The organism is Aquimarina rubra (assembly GCF_042684305.1).
GTDB classification, from domain to species: domain Bacteria; phylum Bacteroidota; class Bacteroidia; order Flavobacteriales; family Flavobacteriaceae; genus Aquimarina; species Aquimarina rubra.
Genome location: NZ_JBHULE010000008.1, coordinates 747,557 through 764,872, shown reverse-complemented (window position 1 = coordinate 764,872; position 17,316 = coordinate 747,557). Strand labels below are relative to the sequence as shown.

Below are 17,316 nucleotides of genomic sequence, written 5' to 3'. Positions count from 1 at the left end.
GTCAATAATAAAGAACTGTTAATGAGTTTATGGATTGAATTAAGAATTAGTACATTTCTACTTTATTTTTAAATAATAATATATGCAATCTATACTTACTCCAGAAGAGTATAATCCATATTATGGCGTTTACATTGATAAAGCCGAAAGTTCTAATGTTGTAGATGGCTTAAAGCTTGATAAACATAAATTCATTGAATTTGTAAATTCAATTCCTGATGAAAAACTAACCTATAGCTATGGGGAAGGCAAATGGACCGTTGCTGAAGTATTGCAGCATATCATTGATACAGAACGAGTTTTTGCTTATAGAGCACTTCGTTTTGCGAGAAAAGATAAAAGTCCGTTAATGGGGTTTGATCAGGATGAATATGTTCCTAATTCGAATGCTAACAATTATACCAAGAAAGAGTTTATAGAAGATTTTGAGGCCGTTAGGAATAGCTCAATAACTTTATTTAAAGGTTTTACAGAGGATATGCTAACTCAAATAGGTGAGGCGAGTGGTAGCCCAATGAGTGCCAGAGCTGCCGGTTATATACTTTCTGGTCATCAGAAACATCATCTCGATGTAATTGAAAATCGATATTTATAATACGCAAGACCTGTCAGGTTTTAAAAACCAGACAGGTCTATATATTTCCGCAAACAATTGAAATGACAAAAGAAGAAGTAGCGAAAAAATATCTTTCTTTCTTAGAAAAAGGAGAGATGGATAAAGTGATTAGCCTGTTTACGGCTGATGGAGTTGTAGTTTCTCCTCTTTATGGTACACTGCCAGCTATAGAATTTTATAGAAAACTATCTGAAGATACGTCTTCTTCTCGATTACATTTTGATGGATTGTTTTTTGAGAAAAATACGAACAGAGTTTCCTTACTTTTTGATTATGTCTGGACACTAAAAAATAATAAAAAAGTCAAATTTAAGGTAGTAGATATTTTAGAATTAACTTCTGAAAACAAAATTCAAAAATTGACTATTATTTATGATACTGTCCTAAGCAGAAAGGCTACAGAAGAATTAAGGGGTTTTAAATAATTGAATTCTAAAAAGTTTTTTCCAGAGTAGAAATATCCAATTCGTGACCGCCAGGATGTGTTCTAAATTCTATTTGTGGTAAAATTTCTTTAACTCTTACTTTTTCTGCGTTTACTTTATCTATTTCGAAATAAGGATCTTTTTCTCCCAAAATATGAGTTATTTTGGTTTTATCTGTCAAAAATGTAAAATCCTCTTTTGCGAGTTCTTTCGGGAAACCTCCCGAGATCATCACAAAACCATCAGGTTGTATGTTTCTGCTGGCAATCCATCTACTGGCGATACTAACACCTTGTGAGTACCCCAAAACAACAAAATTGATGGTAGAAGGAAGATTTTCGGCTTCTATTACAGCATCTATATAATTCAGAACATTTTTAGTCTCAGTTTGTGTGTTTTCTTTGGTAAGCCAGCTAGATCCTACTTTCTTATAATCATTGTTTTTGTAATATTTAGACGGAGCTTGAGGTGCAATGATATAGTTTTCCTTATTATCCAAACTTTGGAATAACCGAATGAAATATCGACTTAGATAACCAATTCCGTGAAAGACTAACCAAACAGTTTTCGTTTCTTCAGTCAACTCATTCAAAGTATCATAGGTGTTTGTAGATTGATATACAACCTCTTTTTGCATAATTAGTGTGGTTTTATAGTTGGAACCATTCATCTATTAGTGGCCACAATATATCCTGATTTTTCTTTCTAAAAAAATCAAAATGACCAATTTTTTTCAGATTGTAATCAGATGGTTTTAGGTGCTTTCGAATCGTTTGTGCATTGCTATACACTCGATCTCCTAAGATGTCTACTGATTTTTTGGGAGCAAAAAGATCATCATCAATACTAATAAGCAACATAGATGCCGTGATATCCTGATAATAGGTTTCAGTATTTTTTTTGGTAAATTGTAACATCGAGTCAGGATGTAAAAGGAAAGTAGCCCAATCTTTTGCAGCTTTGGTTGTTAATGGTCTTCCTAGCCCAAACCAGCTAGAGGGATAGTATCCTAGTATAGATGTAGTGACAGGGACGAATATCTTAAAATTGAGATATATCAAAGCACGCATTCTTGGTGTAAAATGTTTGTAAAACCCAAACTGAGATCCAATGGTAAGATACTTATCATAATATTGGTAGGCGTCACTAAACCCCACACTGTTTCCGCCATAACTATGACCTATCATATATTGGGTATTTTTCGGGAATTCCTCCTTTATATATTTGGATACTGATTTGAAATCCATCGCCCAGGAAAAGAAACCATATTCTTTTAGAGATTGAATGTTTTGAGAAGTTGATTTGCCAATACTTCGATAATCAAAAGTAAATACATTGCACCCTTTTTCTGCCAGATAGATAGCCAAATTGAAGTAAAATTTTTGTGGAACAGCTACTGCCGGAGCAAAGACGATTGTTTTATTATTGGGTGATTTTGGAACAAATTCGTGTACCGAAATAGGATATCCATCATTAGATTTTATAAAATAAGATTTCATGATTGTGATTTCAAAATTATCTTTTCCATTCTGGAAACAGCATTGTTTATATATTTATGATCGTTGTAGATACGCATCAATAGGATTCCACCTTCCAGATCTTGAACCATCTGTTCTGCCAATGCCAGAGATTCTTCTTTAGAATAGTTGGGCTCTAATAGAATCTGTAACCCAGCTATAAAATCTTCAAAAAAATATTTGATTTCGTCTTTATAAATAGGATCAAGGTGTGCGGTTTCTAAGGCGGTATTGGCCATAATACAACCGCTATTGGCATTTCTAAACATTTTATCGATAAGGCCATGTACTTTTTTAAGCTTTTGTTCGGTAGTGAAGCTTTTGTTTTCAATTACCTTAAATAAATTATGCTTAAAATAACTATTAACGGTTGCTAATACTTCTTTAATCAACTCTTCTTTACTATTAAAGTAATAGTAAAAATGAGATTTTTCAATTTCACAGGCTTTTGCTAATTCGCTCATACTGCTTTTAGAAACACCTCGTTCTCTAAGTACCGGAATTACTTTACTTAATACTTCTTCTTTGGATGTTTTGGTTTTTGGCATTTTATTGAACGTTCGTTAAAATTACAATCAAATATAGTTAGAATTATTTAATGTCATTGCTTATTTTTACTTAAAATTTAAAACATATGAAGTTAAATAAAGAGGAGGTATTGAAACAATGCGCTATCATGTGCAAGAATACATTGATGGAAACATTGGATATTTCTTTTTGTGATGTAGGAGAGGATTATTTAGTAGCAAAGATGCCGGTAACTCCCAGAGTACATCAGCCAGATGGTGTTCTTCACGGTGGTGCAATGGTAGCATTGGCAGAAAGTGTGGGTAGTGCGGCTTCTCATATATTTTTGGACACCAAAGATTTTTATATTAGAGGTTTAGAGATTTCAGCGAATCACGTAAAAAGTGTTAGAGACGGATATGTATATGCAAGAGCTGAGATTGTACATAGAGGAAGGACCACACAGCTTTGGGATATCAAAATACGTAATGAGGATGATAATCTGATCTCTATAGTAAAACTAACGACTATTGCTTTGGCAAAATCCAGATAATATGGATATTTCATCTTTATATATGAAGATCCAATCTCAATGGGATCGAGAATTACCATTTGTAATATATCGGAAATCAGGGGAAAAAGAACTTCATAGTTTTCTTCAAAATAATAATGAATTATACAAGGTAGATTCTTATGACACTACAGGCTTTGTTTTTGCACCATTTGATAACAGAGACGATACAATTCTAATATCAGCCGAAAACAGTGAATATTATAGATCGGTTATTTCAGAAACCGAATTTGAAGTTCAGCATAACAAACAATCAATATCAATTGATATAGATGATAATGAGAAAGAAGCTCATTTGAAGCTTGTCCGCAAAGGAATTGAAGCTATTACTCAAGGTTCTTTTAAAAAAGTAGTGTTATCCAGAAAAGAAGAAATGCATTTTTCCGATATAACTCCTTTGGTTGTTTTCCAAAAGTTAATTGATAGTTATCCTAATGCCTTTGTGTATTGCTGGTATCATCCGGCAATAGGAATTTGGCTAGGAGCAACCCCGGAAACTTTGGTAACCATAAAAGGGGATCAGTTTTTTACAATGTCTCTGGCAGGAACTCAGCCGCATGTTGATTCTTTAGAAGTGAAATGGGGTGCTAAAGAGATAGAAGAACAAGCTATCGTAACAGATTATGTGATGAATAGGCTTTCTTCTAAAGTAGATTCTCTTGAAAAATCCGGGACCTACACCCATAAAGCGGGAACATTATTACATTTAAGGACAGATATTAAAGGTACATTGATACCTAATAATTCTAATATAGAAGATATCATAAAAACATTACATCCTACACCGGCAGTATGTGGTTTACCAAAAGAAGAAGCCTTATCTTTTATTATGAAGAATGAATTATACGATCGAAAATATTACACGGGCTTTTTAGGTGAATTGAATATAGTTAAAAATGGACATAGAGAATCTAATCTGTTTGTAAATCTTAGATGTATGGAGTTCGTGTCCAAAAAAGCCCTGATTTATGCAGGGGGAGGAATTACCAAAGATTCTATTCCTGAAAATGAATGGGAAGAAACAGTCAGAAAGACTGAAACAATGAAAAAGGTTTTACATTAAAATACTTCTAAAAGGTTGGCTTTAATTATGGCTAAATTGTAATTTAGCACCACGAATGAAAAAACGTTTATATTCCAAAATTCCTTTGTCACAAACTATTGTTGCTTTATGCGAAGCAAAAGGAATTCATCATATTGTTATCTCGCCTGGATCCAGAAATGCACCCTTGACTATTGGTTTTACTGAAAATCCAGAAATACATTGTTATAGTATTGTAGATGAGAGATGTGCAGCTTTTTTTGCATTGGGTATTGCCCAACAAATCCAGAAACCAGTTGCATTAGTTTGTACATCAGGTAGTGCTTTACTCAATTATTATCCTGCAATTTCTGAAGCTTTTTATAGTGATATCCCATTGGTGGTGCTAAGTGCCGACCGACCGATTGAGCGCATTGATATTGGTGATGGGCAAACAATACGTCAGAAAAATGTATTTGAAAATCATATTCTGTATTCTGCGAATTTATATTCTGAAATTGTACCGGAGACGAAAATTGATGACGTAAAAATAAAACAAAAACAACACGAAGCTCAAAAACATAACGAAAGAGAAATTAATCTGGCGTTAAATATTGCTTTAGAAAAAAATGGTCCGGTTCATATTAATGTTCCTTTTTATGAACCGCTATATGATACTATTACCGAGCCCACAATTTCTCCCAAAAATATACCCGTAGAGCGTATAGAAAATAAGATTTCTAAAACTCTGCGATTGGGTATGGTCAAAGAATGGAATCGGGCAAAACGTAAAATTGTATTGATCGGAGTTAATTCTCCGGATAGTATAGAGCAGAGATGGATTGATCATTTTGCTAAGGATCCTTCTGTTTTAGTATTGACTGAGACGACATCCAATATTCATCATTCTACACATATTAATTGTATAGACCAGTTAATTACACCGTTAAATCAGAAAGAGTTTAAAGCCTTGCAGCCAGAGGTTTTATTAACTTTTGGCGGGATGGTTGTATCTAAACGGATTAAAGCTTTTTTAAGAAATTATCAACCCAAAGTTCATTGGCATGTAGATGAAAAGAAAGCTTATGATACTTATTTCTGTTTAACAGAACATATAAAAATGAATCCCAATTCATTTTTCTCCAATTTTTTACCAGACACGGTTCTGGTAGAAACCAAATATAAGTCTGATTGGATCACTATTAGGAATCAAAGAAGAGAACGACATTCTGAATATTTAAAAAAGATAGATTTCACAGATCTAAAAGTATTTGAGTATCTATTCGATTTAATTCCGAATCATCAGATGATTCAACTTAGCAATAGTTCTACTGTGCGATATGCCCAATTGTTTTCATTAAATCCTTCATTTAAGGTATATTGTAATAGAGGCACCAGTGGTATAGATGGTAGCACATCTACGGCGATTGGTGCAGCATTGGGATCGGGATTGCCGACCACCTTAATTACCGGTGACCTTAGTTTCTTTTATGATAGTAATGGACTATGGAACGATTCCATACCATCTGATTTCAAGATTATCTTAATTAATAATAGTGGAGGAGGTATTTTTAGGATTTTACCCGGTAAGACAGAAAGCGAAAACTTTAGTAAGTTTTTTGAAACAAAACACCAGCTCACAGCGAAGCAGTTATGTCAAATGTTTGATATAGAATATATGGAAGCAAGCGATGAAAAAGAATTGGTAAAAGGTGTGGAAAAACTATATAACTACAATGATTCTCCACAGTTATTAGAAGTTTTTACCCCAAGAATCAAGAACGATAGTGTTTTAATCGATTATTTTGGGTGTTTTGTCTAAAAAAGGCGATATAATATAATTTATTAATGAATAATTCATTAATAAATAAGTTATATTTGAGATAACATAATAAATTAACTAAAACCTAAAACATTATCATCTTATGAGTAAAAGAGACGAATTAATTACTAAGTATGCTGCTGATATTAAAGATAAAATTGGTCAAACACCAGACATGGATTTTTTAACTAAAGTTACCATTGGTTGTGGACCATCAATTTATAATAAAGATGCTGCTACGGTATCTGGTAGTGATGCGGCAGAATTAGAAACAGTAAAGAAAAATTTCTTAATTAAAAAACTAGGTCTTTCTGATGGACCAAAATTAGATGAAGCAATTGCTTCTGTTATGGATGCATATGGTAAGTCTAATAGAAATAAGTATAGAGCAGTGGTATATTATCTGCTGGCAAAACACTTTAAAAAAGAATCTGTTTACAAATAAAATATCAGGTTTTTACCTTAAAAAAGGTGTTCCATTAGGAGCACCTTTTTTACTTTAATTTAACAAGAGGAAGATTAAAGAATTATATTTGCGCAAAAAATAGATTATGTTTAAACTTGGTACATACAATACGCTGGAAATAGTAAGAGAAAGAGATCAAGGGGTTTATCTTAGTGATGATGATGGAAATGAAGTGCTATTACCAAATAAATATGTGCCAGAAGAGTTTATGATCAGGGATGAGGTGAAGGTATTTTTATATCTCGATCACGAAGAACGAATTGTAGCAACTACCATAGAACCTTATGCCACTGTTAATTCTTTTGCTTATTTAAAATGTACAACAGTTTCTGATATTGGAGCTTTTGTAGATTGGGGATTAGAGAAAGAGCTTTTTATTCCTTTTAGAGAACAAGCTTCTAAGATGAGAGTAGGTAGCTGGTATCTGATTTATGTATACTTGGATGAAGAAACAAACAGACTTGTAGGTTCGAGTAAGACCAATGCTTTTCTGGACAATTCTTTAGTGTTGCTTTCTCCTTTTGATGAAGTAGATCTTATTGCTTCACACCCATCGCCATACGGTTGGAATATGATTGTGAATCAAAAACATTTAGGTTTGGTATATGAAGATGAAATTTTCCAGAAAGTTACTCCCGGTGATCAGTTAAAAGGTTTTGTCAAAAAAGTTCGTCCGGATGGTAAAATAGATCTCACACTACAAAGACACGGATTCAGGGCTATAGAACCCAACGCCCAGCAGATACTGGATGAATTAAAATCTAGTGGAGGATTTATTGATCTCAACGATAAATCAGATCCTAACGATATCAAAGATGTTTTTCAGTTAAGCAAAAAGAGCTTTAAAAAAGCGATTGGTTCTTTATATAAAGCAAAAAAGATAGTTATAGAAAAAGACGGAATCCGTCTGGTAGACTGATTTTTTGATTACGTTAATTCATTTATACTAATTTGGTCTTCGACTAGTAGTTAGTGGGAGCCCAGTGACCGGACAGTATATTCCTGTTCTGGTGCTGGCATCTTCATATACGGTGTTTTTAACGCCCCCGTTGTTAGGATTACTATTATTGTAACCACCATTTCCTGTAATAGTAATACTTGCGTCACTTTTCTCGATGGTAGGAATTGCGACGTAGTAATCAGATTTTACAAACTTATTTTCCGGAAGCAAAAGCATGGGCCTGTCATCTTTGATAAGTTGCCTTCTAAGATCAACTGTCAGGTCTATTTCCATGAGTTGGTAGTTACCGGTAGAAACTATAGATCTTATATATGAAAGTGAAGGAATGATCTCTTGATGTTCAATTGTATATTGGGTATAACTTTCGGATAGCTGAGCGTTCAGAGATTCCCATTCTATAGCTAAGGAAGGTTTTTCCTGACCAAAAGTCATAAAACCGAATCCACCCAAAAGTAATACAAAAAAGATTCTCATAATTTTTAACTTACATTTTCTCACTAAAAGTATCAAAAATCGTGCAGAACCTTTGTTAATTTAATCAAAATCTAAAATATTATGTTTTTTCAACTCGATTTAACTATGGCAATAATATAGATGAATACGATATATTATATTATTTTTGATAGCACTAAAAAAAATATAATGAGTTCAATAAACTGGAAAACTGTAAAAGAATATCAGGATATAACCTATAAAAAATCAAATGGAGTAGCAAGGATTGCATTTAATAGACCCAACGTTCGTAATGCTTTTAGGCCTAATACCACGAGTGAATTGTATGATGCTTTTTATGATGCGCAAGAAGATACTTCAATTGGAGTAGTATTACTTTCGGCAGAAGGTCCATCTACAAAAGATGGTGTATACAGTTTTTGTAGTGGAGGAGATCAGAAGGCTAGAGGGCATCAGGGATATGTTGGACAAGATGGCATGCATCGATTAAACATTCTGGAAGTACAGAGATTAATACGATTTATGCCAAAAGTAGTCATTGCTGTAGTACCAGGATGGGCTGTTGGTGGAGGACATAGTTTGCACGTGGTTTGTGACCTTACTTTGGCAAGTAAAGAACACGCAATTTTCAAACAAACTGATGCAGATGTTACTAGTTTTGATGGAGGATATGGGTCTGCATATTTAGCTAAGATGGTCGGCCAAAAGAAAGCACGAGAGATTTTCTTTCTAGGTAGAAATTACTCCGCTCAGGAAGCTTACGAAATGGGGATGGTAAACGCAGTTATTCCGCATGATGAGTTAGAAGATACGGCATATCAATGGGCACAAGAAATATTAGAGAAATCACCAACGTCTATAAAGATGCTAAAGTTTGCGATGAATCTTACAGATGACGGTATGGTAGGGCAGCAGGTTTTTGCCGGAGAAGCTACACGACTTGCCTACATGACGGATGAGGCAAAAGAAGGTAGAAATGCGTTTTTAGAAAAGCGGAAGCCGGATTTTAAGGATATTAAATGGATACCATAGTTTGATTTTGATGTCTAGATTAGAGAATTATAATGAAAAGTAAAGAAGACGAATTATTATCAGTACAATACAGGATTGAAAAATCTGGAATGAAACAGCAAAAGCTGGAAAACCGTCTTGTTTCTATTTCTGAGGAACTTAAAAGAAGTAAGCGAAATAGTCTTATTTTTATGATCTTTTTTCTTACTGTCATTATGGTAATGGGAGGAGGGATGTACTACTTAAGTCAAAATAGTGAACTGATTTCTGAAGATTCCCCGGATAATATACCAGATAAAGTAGATCAAATACAGAAAATCAATGATTCCTTAGAAAAAGAATTGGTAAAGCTTAAGTCTGATATTGCAGACTACAAAAGGGGATTGGGAACAGCAGAAGATAGTCTTACAACAGAAACAGCAAATCCAGGAGAAAATATTATGGATGATGTTGTTCAGAAGTCAGCAACGGATACCATAAATAAATTAAAATTTGAAAGACAACATTGTTATGTCAAAAAGGTCTTTAGAAATAATGGTGTAATTTTTATTGAAGCTGATTTTATTGAGTATTATAAAGGAAAAAAAGCTGTAGAAAAAGCAAAAGAAAATAACGAAGCCGAATATGATATAGATAAAAACGGGGACACCTTGTATTTTTTGTATGATAACTATTACGTTTCTAATGCAAATACAAAGCTTAGAAGGCTGGAGTTAAACGATAAAGTACGTATTCAGGATATAAATCAGATCTCTAAAGGCTTTCCATTAAAAGCTTTTCAAAAAATCATAGCGGAGAACCCCATTATGGTTCTAGAAATAAGCGACGGAATTGTGTATAAAATTACTAAACAAAAATTGCCATAACTATAAACAACTCTTAATCCCCAACTAAGATGCCAGATATTAAAAATGAAGATCTTTTATCGTTACATTATCAGATAGAAAAAGCTGAAGTGGAGCAGGGAAAGCTAGAGGATCTTTTGAATGAAAGATCAGCAGAACTTAAAAAGAACAGGGCCTCCAAGGTAATGCTAAAAGTGCTTTGCTCATTTTTGTTAATATCTACGATCGCTTTGCTGATCTATACTATATTTTGGGTTGATGATAATAATGCAAAGAATACTTTTGTAAAAAATAAAGAACTACCTTCATTTCAATCGGAGATAGATGTGCTTAAAAATCAACTAAAAGATTTGGAAAAAGGTCAAAAAGACCTTCAAAATATAAAAGACCTCTATTTATATAGAAGTCTTATTAATAGAGATACTGTATATTCGGTTCAAATCCAGTCGTTTACAAAAGATAAAGTTTCTCCTTTGGTTTCTGAAAAATTTACCAATGCTCTTTTCTATAGTGACACTTCTTATTTTAAATTGAGCTTAGGAATATTCGAAACACTTTCTGAAGCTCAGGAATTTAGAAAAATTCTACTTCAGTCTGGTATCATTGATAGAAATATATTTGTTATTTCTTATCAAGACGGAAAGCGTATTCGGATAGAAAATCCTTTTTAAGGTATTATCTTAATTTTGGATATTCTATAGGATTTACTTCATTCATAATATTATAAACTTTCTCGAAAATATCTTCTGTAGATGGTTTACTGAAATAATCTCCGTCGGTACCAAAAGCAGGGCGATGTGGTTTCGCGCTTAATGTTTGCGGCTCACTATCCAAATATTGATAAATATTTTGTTCATCAATAAGTTTGTGAAGGATATATCCTGTTGCGCCTCCGGGAACATCTTCATCGATAATCAGAATTCTATTGGTCTTGGCAACACTCTTTACAATGTCGTGAGTTAAATCAAATGGAATTAACGACTGTACGTCTATTACTTCTGCATTGATACCAACAGATAAAAGTTCTTTAGCAGCTTGTTCTACTAATCTTAATGTAGATCCGTAAGAAACCAAAGTAATATCACTACCTTCTTTTATCGTTTCGACTACACCGACCGGTGTTCTGATTTCTGATAGGTTGGTAGGCATCTTTTCTTTAAGGCGATACCCGTTTAGACATTCTATTACTACTGCAGGTTCATCACTATCCATTAAAGTATTATAGAATCCAGCTGCCTTTGTCATATTTCTTGGCACCAGAATATGAATACCACGTAATAAATGAATTAATCCACCCATTTGAGAACCAGAATGCCAGATACCTTCTAGTCGATGTCCTCTGGTTCTAACAATTAATGGTGCTTTTTGTTTGGCAAATGTTCTGTATCGTAAGGTAGCCAGATCATCACTTAATCCCTGGATACAGTATAGAATATAATCCAGATATTGTATTTCTGCAATAGGTCTAAGACCTCTCATCGCCATACCGATACCTTGTCCGATAATAGTTGCCTCTCGTATACCGGCATCAGAAATTCTTATCTCTCCGAATTTTTGTTGCAATCCTTCTAGTCCTTGGTTAACGTCACCAATTTTACCACTGTCTTCTCCAAAGATTAAAGATTCTGGAATTCTGCTAAATATTTGGTCAAAATTATCCCTGAGAATTAAACGAGCATCTACAGTTTCTGCGTTATCAGCATACTGAGGTTTTACCTCTTTGATTTTGGTTACATTACTATCAAAATCATTATAAAGATGATCACTATACTTAGGTTGTATTTCTTCTATGTAATTGTTTACCCAGTTTTGAAGTGCAGTTTTTTCAGGAAAATCTTCTTTAACTATATAGCGCAAAACTCTTCTAGTAGCCTCAAGAATATCCTTGCGTATAGGCTCATCCTTATCTGCTAATGTTTTTACGAGAGGAGAAATGAAATTTTTATTTGCACTTTTGGCTTCTACAGCCCGCAATTGAGCTAATGCTTGTTTTTGTTCTTCTTTAATTTCAGATAAATAAGCATTCCAAGCACTAGTTTTACCTTGTCGTACTGTTTTCTTACAAGATTTTTCCAGCTCTAGCAATTCATCAGCCGTTGCGATATTGTGTTCAATAATCCACTCTTTGAATTTCTTATTACAATCGTGCTCGCGTTCCCAGTTTAATCGTTCTTCGCTTTTGTATCTCTCGTGTGATCCTGATGTGGAGTGACCTTGTGGTTGAGTCAGTTCTTTTACGTGGACAATTACGGGGATGTGGTGTTCTCTTGCCAGATCCTCTGCGGTTTCATAGGCTTCCACTAATGCTGGATAGTCCCAACCATTTACTACTATGATTTCGTATCCGTCATGTTTTTCATCACGTCTAAATCCTTCCAGTACTAAGGATATATTTTCTTTTGTTGTTTGATGTTTTGCGTGAACAGATATCCCGTATTCGTCATCCCAAATGCTAATCACCATAGGTACTTGCAAAACACCACCTGCGTTTACAGTTTCCCAAAAAAGACCTTCACTTGTACTCGCGTTTCCTATCGTTCCCCAGGCAACTTCATTTCCATTGATAGAAAAATTAGTATAACCTTCAACACTCTTTTCATTTCGATATACTTTAGATGCCTGTGCTAATCCTAATAATCTAGGCATTTGACCTGCAGTTGGAGAGATGTCTGAGCTAGAATTTTTTTGTTTAGTTAAATTTTTCCAGGATCCATCTTCATTAAGGCTATGAGTAGCAAAGTGACCACCCATCTGTCTTCCTGCAGCAAAAGGTTCTTTTTCTATATCTGTATGAGCATATAAACCGGCAAAAAACTGTTCTACAGTATATTGGTCTATCGCCATCATAAATGTTTGATCACGATAATAACCTGATCTAAAATCACCATCACGAAAAACCCTTGCCATAGCCAATTGAGGTAATTCCTTTCCACCACCAAAAATACCGAATTTAGACTTTCCGGTAAGAACTTCTCTTCGTCCTAACAAACTACACTCTCTACTTATTAAAGCGACTTTGTAATCTCTAAGTATTTGATTTTTATACTCTTCAAAAGAAATATTAGGTGTAATAGTTGTTTCAGGCTGCATGTGAACGATGTTTTACGGTGCGCAAATTTAGCTAAAATTCGAATCATTTCCAAGAGAGTAAGTATTAAAGTTATTGTGAATTATTCATATAATTATACTTTTTATTGAAGAATTCTTTTTTTAGTTGATTATTTTAAGAACTGATTAACAAATATTCAAAATTTTCACATTTATCATTTTTGTTAGAAAATAAGACAAATTGTACAGATTCGTAAGACGGAAGATACAGTTGTCGTCCATTAAAAATTCTATTGCAGATATACGGTTTTTAATTTTAATTAATTGATTATCAAAATTTTGTTCGTTTTTAATAGAAGTGATAGGTTGTAAAGACTTTCTTTTTATCAGTTATTTTGTAAAATGTAGTTGATTGTTTTTTTTAGATAAACAAAAATTAAAAAGATGAATTCAGATAAATATTAATGTTTATATTACGATTGATTAGGATTTTTTATAAATTAAGATCCATCCCTATTCATGTAACTATACATTTTTGAAAAGCATAAAACTCACAGATATATTATTCTATATGGCGTTTGCAGTAGTTATTATAATTACTGTTTTTTTTGATAGAAATTATCTGACTTATGCGTTACCTATTATAATTTTTTCAATTGGAGCTATCTATTTTGAACGAGCTGCTAAAGTAAATATGTGGTACGTACTTAGTTTAGTTTCTATGATCGTTTGTGATATTTTAATTTATACGGATTTTATCAAGAATTTTTCGCTTATCTGTATGTTAACGTCACTTTACTTTATTTTTTGTACGCTGGCATTGAGAAAGTATTTGGTAATTGGAAAAATAAAGAAAAACACGTTTTTATCTGCCCCAATTTTGGTTTGTACCGCATTGATTGCTTATTTGATTTATTCTATCTCTCAACTATTAATCGATGTAGTGAAAGAGGCTATTCCAGAAGTTGTTATTTGTCTTTTTAGTTCTACTACATATATACTAGTAGCTTATTTGATCTATATGCAAGATATGTATAAAGAAGGTCTGAAATTAATAATAGTCGCTTTTTTGTGCATATTTATAGTGTCGTTATTGCCTATCAACGAATTATTCTATCCAAGTGATATTTTTACAGTATTTGTTAATATTGCCCACGTGCTAAGCTTATATATTTTTATGTTGTTTTTAGTAGAAGATACTCCCGAAAAGGTAACAGTTGCAAAAGAAAAATTTTTATAATTATAATCTAATACCACTCTCTGGTAAAAAGACCAATAAGGGTTTGCGGACTTAGTGTAATGATAAACCTGATTTTTTCATCGTAATTAGGTTGGTTTATTTCAAAACCATTATTGGATACAACCGGAAAGAAAAGCTCAAAATAATCGGCTACCAGACTTACTCGTACTCCTGCATCATAAACAAACTTTGGAGATGTTCCTTTGTTTTTGACAAATCCCGCATCTCCATAAGCGTAAATCCAATTCCAAATATTGGTATTAGCATTCAACGTTGTGATCCATTGATTTGCAAAAGGAAATTCTAACTGGGATTTAAATCCTCCTTCAGCAATAATAATTTGCTGGCTTACTAGGCCGGTTTCTTCACTTCGTCCTAAATAACTAAAATCAAAAAGATAATCTGTAGGGCGATCTAATGCGAAGCTGAAGAAATCTCCATCTTTTTCTGTATCATTATAAAGAAAAGCTCCAGCAAATAGACGAAGATTGATCTGTCTATTATTTAAGAATATTTTTCGGTAATTAATTGTTGTAGATAATTTACTGAAATTCTTAGCGATTTGATAATCAAATAGGTAAGATGTGAAGTCTAACAAATTGAAATCAGAGTATCGATACCTTACATTAAATACACTATAATCTGGAGTTTCTACAGGATTGTTGTCGTCTCGTTCTCTAAATACATTTACACTACGTATGGATAATCTTTGAGTTTCATTAGATCTTAGATCTTCTGGTCTCCAGAAAAAATCAACAGAAGGAGAGAAGCGTCTAAAAAGTAAATCAGGCGCATAACTAAACATACTACCACTAAACGCATATTTGATTTGATAAAGATCGTAATCAGCAATTTGATGTCTATATTGAAAAAATGCAGAACCGATTAGTTTTTTTGATAGAAAACCATAACTAGGCGTAATTCTATAGTCAAAATCCCTTCTTATAAACGTTTTATTGTAAAATTTGGAACCGATTGTAAGACCATCATATACATTAAATTCGAACTCTGGAATATAAAAAATCTGGCTACGAGTAGGGTCTTCTACATCTTGTAAAAACCTGAATTGAATAGGTTTATTAAAAATTCCTTTTAGATTTCGATGATTATTTCTTCTATTTATTTCCGGTATGTTCTGATCATAGTCTAATACTAACTTATCAATATTTTCATTGGCAATTTTCACCTTTTTCCTTCCCGTGATGCCAGTAACCCACGTCTTCGAAACTAATTGTCCATCCCTTAATCCGGCTATAGAAACGGGCATGTAATTATTTCTTTTATTCTTTATAGTAATTTCAAGAGAATCCTTTCTTTTTTTAACCGACTTAATTTTAAAATCTAATTTTTCGTTCGTAGGGATGAAATCTTCAAAAAACCAATCAATATTTTTGGGAGTTAAGGTATTTAGGATTTTTTCAAATTGTTTAGAGCCAGTAAGTTTTAAAGTGTTGTTTGAATAATATTCCTTTATTGCATCAGTTAGGATGTTATCATCTTCTAAATAGTCTTCTAAATATTTAAAACCAATTCCTGCTTTATATGCATTTGCAATATTTTTATTGAATTTTACCAGTTTATCCTGTGGCTCTGTGAGAGGTTGATCCAGAAATAATCTCGCCATGTTTTTATATCCTAAGAAATACTGATCGTTAAAATCTAAGTCTGCAGCGTGAAACCAACGGATACCTATGACTTTGCTTAAATTACCGATAATCTTCATATCCGGATAATATTGCTCTGTATAAGCCATCATCAGATAGATATGTATAGCATCTTTTATCCAAGCATCATATCTGGGATTGATAAACAATGTTTTTTCGAGATAACTTTCTGTAATCGATTTTAGTTGTTTAATTTCATATTGAAAACCATCAGGAAAGGGTCTCAGGATATCTGGCAACTGATTTAAACCATATACTGGATTATTTTTATAATCATTTTCTGAAACTAAGATTTTATCAAAAGGGTAGGGGCCTAATCTATTTTCCAAAAACTTGATAATTCGTTTTGTTGCCACACTTTTCATTTCGGGCATCAAATCATTATCCTCTATATTACTAATGAGTTTTACCCCATTCATCTGAAAGTCATAAAACGAATTATTCCTTTGAAGGTATAGGTTAACCTCGTTTCTGTTTTTACCGGTCAACTTAACTGTTTTTGTTGTACTGTTGGGTTCAGTTGATTCTTTCTGATTAAATTCACTAGTAAGAGTATAATCTACCGGTAAACTTAAGTTTACAGTATAATCCGATAACGGAGCATAGAGGTCATCAAGATTTTTATGACTATAAACATTCCATTTGGTATCATAAACAGCAGGCACGATGTACCAATATTTTAAACTAAAATCCCCATTTCTATGATACCCATAGCGAGTGAACTTTTCACTAGGTAATTTTACTTTATACTTTAATTGAAAGGTGAAACTAGCTCCCGGATACAGAGGTCGATCCATCTCGATTTTTATGATATCCGGAGTTTGATTATGACGCATCCATGTTAAATTGTTTTCTGATGTATCCGTAATAGATTTAATAGAAGTGGATCCGCGCTCATAGTCTTTTGCGTAATAAAATCTTTTCAGAAAATCTTCAGAAAATCGCTCTCCCAGAGGTGTTGTTTTGCTTTCAAAACTATTCGCCCAATCGTGTAAAAAAATCTCTTGTAGTGTGTCTTTAGATAGATTAGTATAAATGATTTCCTGTTGTATCGTTATACTTTTGTTATCGGCATCCAGAACTCCATCAATAACAATAGTATGCTGAGCAGAGGCTGCTTGCATTATCAAAAGTATTAAAACGATATGG

17 protein-coding genes are annotated in these 17,316 nt (G+C 33.2%); 11 read left to right on the top strand and 6 right to left on the bottom strand.

Annotated elements, in window-relative coordinates:
• Positions 1-82: 82 nt before the first annotated feature.
• Together ACFSR1_RS07640 and ACFSR1_RS07635 are read left to right on the top strand one after the other, a co-directional pair.
• Entirely contained in the window at positions 83-595 is a 513-nt protein-coding gene (locus ACFSR1_RS07640; protein ID WP_378291224.1) for a DinB family protein, read from the top strand.
• Positions 596-657: 62 nt separating this feature from the next.
• Entirely contained in the window at positions 658-1,041 is a 384-nt protein-coding gene (locus ACFSR1_RS07635; RefSeq protein WP_378291222.1) for a nuclear transport factor 2 family protein, read from the top strand.
• Positions 1,042-1,048: 7 nt separating this feature from the next.
• On the opposite strand, the gene ACFSR1_RS07630 is transcribed toward ACFSR1_RS07635, so the two are convergent.
• The 3 genes from ACFSR1_RS07630 to ACFSR1_RS07620 are packed head-to-tail and all read right to left on the bottom strand — an operon-like array spanning position 1,049 to position 3,106.
• Positions 1,049-1,678 carry an alpha/beta hydrolase gene (locus ACFSR1_RS07630; protein ID WP_378291220.1) on the bottom strand — a complete coding sequence of 210 codons (630 nt, stop codon included), beginning with the start codon at positions 1,676-1,678 and terminating at the stop codon, positions 1,049-1,051.
• A gap of 13 nt (positions 1,679-1,691) precedes the next feature.
• Entirely contained in the window at positions 1,692-2,540 is an 849-nt protein-coding gene (locus tag ACFSR1_RS07625) for an alpha/beta hydrolase family protein (protein ID WP_378291218.1), read from the bottom strand.
• On the bottom strand, positions 2,537-3,106 hold the full coding sequence (locus ACFSR1_RS07620) for a TetR/AcrR family transcriptional regulator (protein WP_378291216.1): 570 nt from the start codon (positions 3,104-3,106) through the stop codon (positions 2,537-2,539). Before ACFSR1_RS07620 ends, ACFSR1_RS07625 begins: the two co-directional genes overlap by 4 nt.
• An 86-nt stretch (positions 3,107-3,192) precedes the next feature.
• Here ACFSR1_RS07620 and ACFSR1_RS07615 point away from each other — a divergent pair, with 86 nt between their 5' ends.
• The 5 genes from ACFSR1_RS07615 (at position 3,193) to ACFSR1_RS07595 (ending at position 7,864) form a co-directional block, all read left to right on the top strand.
• Positions 3,193-3,618, top strand: coding sequence for a PaaI family thioesterase (locus ACFSR1_RS07615; protein ID WP_378291214.1), 426 nt, complete (start codon positions 3,193-3,195; stop codon positions 3,616-3,618).
• A 1-nt stretch (position 3,619) separates the two neighbouring features.
• Entirely contained in the window at positions 3,620-4,699 is a 1,080-nt protein-coding gene (locus ACFSR1_RS07610) for an isochorismate synthase (protein ID WP_378291212.1), read from the top strand.
• A gap of 55 nt (positions 4,700-4,754) precedes the next feature.
• Positions 4,755-6,479 carry a 2-succinyl-5-enolpyruvyl-6-hydroxy-3-cyclohexene-1-carboxylic-acid synthase gene (menD, locus tag ACFSR1_RS07605; RefSeq protein ID WP_378291210.1) on the top strand — a complete coding sequence of 575 codons (1,725 nt, stop codon included), beginning with the start codon at positions 4,755-4,757 and terminating at the stop codon, positions 6,477-6,479.
• Between the two features lie 103 nt (positions 6,480-6,582).
• Entirely contained in the window at positions 6,583-6,924 is a 342-nt protein-coding gene (locus ACFSR1_RS07600; protein ID WP_378291208.1) for a DUF2853 family protein, read from the top strand.
• Between the two features lie 106 nt (positions 6,925-7,030).
• Entirely contained in the window at positions 7,031-7,864 is an 834-nt protein-coding gene (locus tag ACFSR1_RS07595; protein WP_378291206.1) for a CvfB family protein, read from the top strand.
• A gap of 27 nt (positions 7,865-7,891) precedes the next feature.
• Here ACFSR1_RS07595 and ACFSR1_RS07590 read toward each other — a convergent pair whose 3' ends face one another.
• The gene (locus ACFSR1_RS07590) at positions 7,892-8,380 is read right to left on the bottom strand and encodes a hypothetical protein (RefSeq protein WP_378291204.1); all 489 of its coding nucleotides are present in this window, start codon (positions 8,378-8,380) and stop codon (positions 7,892-7,894) included.
• A gap of 168 nt (positions 8,381-8,548) precedes the next feature.
• Between ACFSR1_RS07590 and ACFSR1_RS07585 the strand changes: the two genes are divergently transcribed.
• From ACFSR1_RS07585 to ACFSR1_RS07575, 3 genes are read left to right on the top strand one after another with little or no spacing between them, the layout of a single operon-like run.
• The gene (locus ACFSR1_RS07585; protein WP_378291202.1) at positions 8,549-9,391 is read left to right on the top strand and encodes a 1,4-dihydroxy-2-naphthoyl-CoA synthase; all 843 of its coding nucleotides are present in this window, start codon (positions 8,549-8,551) and stop codon (positions 9,389-9,391) included.
• Positions 9,392-9,423: 32 nt separating this feature from the next.
• Positions 9,424-10,236 carry a hypothetical protein gene (locus ACFSR1_RS07580; RefSeq protein WP_378291201.1) on the top strand — a complete coding sequence of 271 codons (813 nt, stop codon included), beginning with the start codon at positions 9,424-9,426 and terminating at the stop codon, positions 10,234-10,236.
• A gap of 29 nt (positions 10,237-10,265) precedes the next feature.
• Complete coding sequence (locus tag ACFSR1_RS07575) at positions 10,266-10,886, top strand: hypothetical protein (RefSeq protein WP_378291199.1); 621 nt, start codon at positions 10,266-10,268, stop codon at positions 10,884-10,886.
• A 4-nt stretch (positions 10,887-10,890) separates the two neighbouring features.
• Here ACFSR1_RS07575 and ACFSR1_RS07570 read toward each other — a convergent pair whose 3' ends face one another.
• A complete protein-coding gene (locus ACFSR1_RS07570; RefSeq protein ID WP_378291197.1) occupies positions 10,891-13,305 on the bottom strand; it encodes an alpha-ketoacid dehydrogenase subunit alpha/beta in 2,415 nt (804 codons plus the stop codon).
• A gap of 493 nt (positions 13,306-13,798) precedes the next feature.
• Between ACFSR1_RS07570 and ACFSR1_RS07565 the strand changes: the two genes are divergently transcribed.
• A complete protein-coding gene (locus ACFSR1_RS07565; RefSeq protein WP_378291196.1) occupies positions 13,799-14,503 on the top strand; it encodes a hypothetical protein in 705 nt (234 codons plus the stop codon).
• A 7-nt stretch (positions 14,504-14,510) separates the two neighbouring features.
• Here ACFSR1_RS07565 and ACFSR1_RS07560 read toward each other — a convergent pair whose 3' ends face one another.
• On the bottom strand, positions 14,511-17,291 hold the full coding sequence (locus tag ACFSR1_RS07560; protein ID WP_378291194.1) for a metalloprotease: 2,781 nt from the start codon (positions 17,289-17,291) through the stop codon (positions 14,511-14,513).
• Positions 17,292-17,316: the final 25 nt, after the last annotated feature.

Excerpts from the sequence above, each read along its gene's own strand:
- ACFSR1_RS07630 (WP_378291220.1), bottom strand. The coding sequence starts at position 1,678 with ATGCAAAAAGAGGTTGTATATCAATCTACAAACACCTATGATACTTTG.
- ACFSR1_RS07595 (WP_378291206.1), top strand. The coding sequence starts at position 7,031 with ATGTTTAAACTTGGTACATACAATACGCTGGAAATAGTAAGAGAAAGA.
- ACFSR1_RS07640 (WP_378291224.1), top strand. The coding sequence starts at position 83 with ATGCAATCTATACTTACTCCAGAAGAGTATAATCCATATTATGGCGTT.
- ACFSR1_RS07580 (WP_378291201.1), top strand. The coding sequence starts at position 9,424 with ATGAAAAGTAAAGAAGACGAATTATTATCAGTACAATACAGGATTGAA.
- ACFSR1_RS07585 (WP_378291202.1), top strand. The coding sequence starts at position 8,549 with ATGAGTTCAATAAACTGGAAAACTGTAAAAGAATATCAGGATATAACC.
- ACFSR1_RS07610 (WP_378291212.1), top strand. The coding sequence starts at position 3,620 with ATGGATATTTCATCTTTATATATGAAGATCCAATCTCAATGGGATCGA.
- menD (WP_378291210.1), top strand. The coding sequence starts at position 4,755 with ATGAAAAAACGTTTATATTCCAAAATTCCTTTGTCACAAACTATTGTT.
- ACFSR1_RS07575 (WP_378291199.1), top strand. The coding sequence starts at position 10,266 with ATGCCAGATATTAAAAATGAAGATCTTTTATCGTTACATTATCAGATA.
- ACFSR1_RS07620 (WP_378291216.1), bottom strand. The coding sequence starts at position 3,106 with ATGCCAAAAACCAAAACATCCAAAGAAGAAGTATTAAGTAAAGTAATT.
- ACFSR1_RS07625 (WP_378291218.1), bottom strand. The coding sequence starts at position 2,540 with ATGAAATCTTATTTTATAAAATCTAATGATGGATATCCTATTTCGGTA.
- ACFSR1_RS07635 (WP_378291222.1), top strand. The coding sequence starts at position 658 with ATGACAAAAGAAGAAGTAGCGAAAAAATATCTTTCTTTCTTAGAAAAA.
- ACFSR1_RS07570 (WP_378291197.1), bottom strand. The coding sequence starts at position 13,305 with ATGCAGCCTGAAACAACTATTACACCTAATATTTCTTTTGAAGAGTAT.
- ACFSR1_RS07600 (WP_378291208.1), top strand. The coding sequence starts at position 6,583 with ATGAGTAAAAGAGACGAATTAATTACTAAGTATGCTGCTGATATTAAA.
- ACFSR1_RS07560 (WP_378291194.1), bottom strand. The coding sequence starts at position 17,291 with ATGCAAGCAGCCTCTGCTCAGCATACTATTGTTATTGATGGAGTTCTG.
- ACFSR1_RS07615 (WP_378291214.1), top strand. The coding sequence starts at position 3,193 with ATGAAGTTAAATAAAGAGGAGGTATTGAAACAATGCGCTATCATGTGC.
- ACFSR1_RS07590 (WP_378291204.1), bottom strand. The coding sequence starts at position 8,380 with ATGAGAATCTTTTTTGTATTACTTTTGGGTGGATTCGGTTTTATGACT.